Raw genomic sequence first — 2011 nt, 5'->3', positions numbered from 1 at the left:
GGGAACGGCCGTAGTCGAGGGAGACGCGATAATAGAGGGACGGCTTGCAGAAGGGAGAATAGCGAAGCTTCTCAAGATAGAAGAGGGAGCGCCGATCTTGTATTACGAAAGAGTAGGCTGCACTGCTCTGGGTGAGCATGTTGAGCTGGTGCAGTGCTGGTACGAAGCGACCCACTACAAATTTCGGATACATTTGACTACAAAGATTTGAAGGGAGCGATAATCATGAAGAAAAGCGGAATTCTGAATAAGGAGATATGCAATCTAATAGGTTCGATGGGTCACACAGACTTGCTGGTAATATCTGACTCAGGCCTGCCTATTGCTTCTGACAGATACAGGATAGACGTAAGTATTGTAGGCGGAAAGCCAGGGGTCTTCGATGTTCTCGATCCTGTGCTGGAAGAGCTTCAAGTCGAGAAGGTAATCTTCTCCGAAGAGATGAAGAGCGTTAGTCCGAAATGCCTCGAGGAGACTTTGAAGCATCTTCCTGAAGGCATAGAAGTGGAATTCGTTCCCCATGTCAGATTCAAGGAACTCACCAACACGCAGTCAAAAGGAGTAATCAGAACCGGCGAGCAGATACCGTACTCCAGTATCATTCTCGTTGGCGGGGTAACCTATTGATGATCCGTTTACAGCTCGCAAACGACACTCACATAAAGGCCGGCTTTCTAAAGACCGCAAGTGAAGTCGCGGATTACATAGACATTCTCGAAGTCGGTACGCCTGCCGTTCTTGCGCACGGAGTAGCTCTGGTAAAAGAGGTAAGCGAGATCCTGCCCGATCATGAGATCCTCGCCGATATGAAGATTGTAGATGGAGGTTATCTCGAAGCGGCGATGGCCTTTGAAAATGGGGCAGATATCGTGACGGTTCTCGGGTTTGCTTCCTTCAAGACGATTTCGGAAGTCAGAAAGGCTGCCGACCAGTTTGGCGGAGAACTTATGCTGGATACAATAGAGATTTCCGATCTCCAATCCTTTGCAGAAAAGGTCTCTCCACTATCACCGGATTACGTATGCATCCACACCTCGGCCGATCTGAGCGGTGTGGGTGAGAGCATGCACCTTCTCGAGTATGCGAAAAAAATTGATATCATAAGGAGAGTTCTTCCAGAAGCAAAGATCGCCGTTGCGGGCGGAATATCTCCCGACAATCTCTCCCATGTCTTCCCGCTGAAGCCCGATGTGGTAATCGCGGGACGATCGATCTGGGAGGCTGAGAACCCTGCAAGTGTGGCATCGGAGATAAAGAAGAGACTGGAGAAGGGCTCATGAAATTCGAAGGCACGCTTGATGTTGTTATTGACGAGATCAGATCCGTCCTTTCCGGAGTTACAGATGAATCGATCGAAGAGCTTTCCGGAAGTATTCTAAAGGCAAGAAGAGTCTTTCTCTTTGCGATGGGCCGCTCTGGCCTGGCGATCAAGGCCTTCGCGATGAGGCTTATGCATCTGGGCTTGAAGGTCCATGTTGTGGGAGAAGTAACCAGCCCCTCTTTGGGAGGGGGAGACCTCTTAATCATCGGATCTGCGTCGGGGGAGACTCCTTCAGTGGTTCTTAACTGCAAGAAGGCCCGAAAATTTGGAGCCGGAATAGCTTCTATAACTGCCAGCAGTGAATCTACTGTGGCGGAAGTAAGCGACATAGTCATTACGATTCCCACTAAGACACCAAAAGTGCCCGACAGGGCTGGCGTCTCTTCGGTTCAACCGATGGGGAATCTATTTGAACAATCACTGTTGATTCTAACGGATATTATTGTAATGAATTTAATGGAGAAATTGAGCATAGATTCTGAAATGATGTTCAAGAACCACGCAAATCTCGAATAAGGGAGGCCAAGGAATTGAAGTACAAAAAAGTCGAAAAGATAGAAGAGAAGCTATCGGCGCTCGGTTACGGTTGCTGGGGAATCTCCGGTCCGTCATTCTGGGATGGGACGACAGACGAAGACTCGATCAAGACTATTGAGAGGGCAATAGCCGGAGGAATAAACTTCTTCGATG

5 protein-coding genes are annotated in these 2011 nt (G+C 48.7%); all 5 read left to right on the top strand.

Annotation, left to right across the window (positions count from 1 at the left end):
• On the top strand, positions 1-211 hold a 211-nt coding region (locus ENN47_08820), incomplete at its 5' end, for a UTRA domain-containing protein (protein ID HDP78266.1).
• A gap of 14 nt (positions 212-225) precedes the next feature.
• Complete coding sequence (locus ENN47_08815; protein ID HDP78265.1) at positions 226-627, top strand: D-ribose pyranase; 402 nt, start codon at positions 226-228, stop codon at positions 625-627.
• Positions 624-1280 (top strand): orotidine 5'-phosphate decarboxylase, encoded by a 657-nt coding sequence (locus tag ENN47_08810; protein ID HDP78264.1) that lies wholly within the window; start codon positions 624-626, stop codon positions 1278-1280. Before ENN47_08815 ends, ENN47_08810 begins: the two co-directional genes overlap by 4 nt.
• Complete coding sequence (hxlB, locus tag ENN47_08805; protein HDP78263.1) at positions 1277-1837, top strand: 6-phospho-3-hexuloisomerase; 561 nt, start codon at positions 1277-1279, stop codon at positions 1835-1837. Before ENN47_08810 ends, hxlB begins: the two co-directional genes overlap by 4 nt.
• Positions 1838-1851: 14 nt before the next feature.
• On the top strand, positions 1852-2011 hold a 160-nt coding region (locus tag ENN47_08800; GenBank protein HDP78262.1), incomplete at its 3' end, for an aldo/keto reductase.

The organism is Mesotoga infera, assembly GCA_011045915.1.
Taxonomy (GTDB): Bacteria; Thermotogota; Thermotogae; order Petrotogales; family Kosmotogaceae; genus Mesotoga; species Mesotoga infera_D.
Note: the sequence above shows the minus strand (reverse complement) of the source record. Positions and strands in the feature narration are given on the sequence as shown.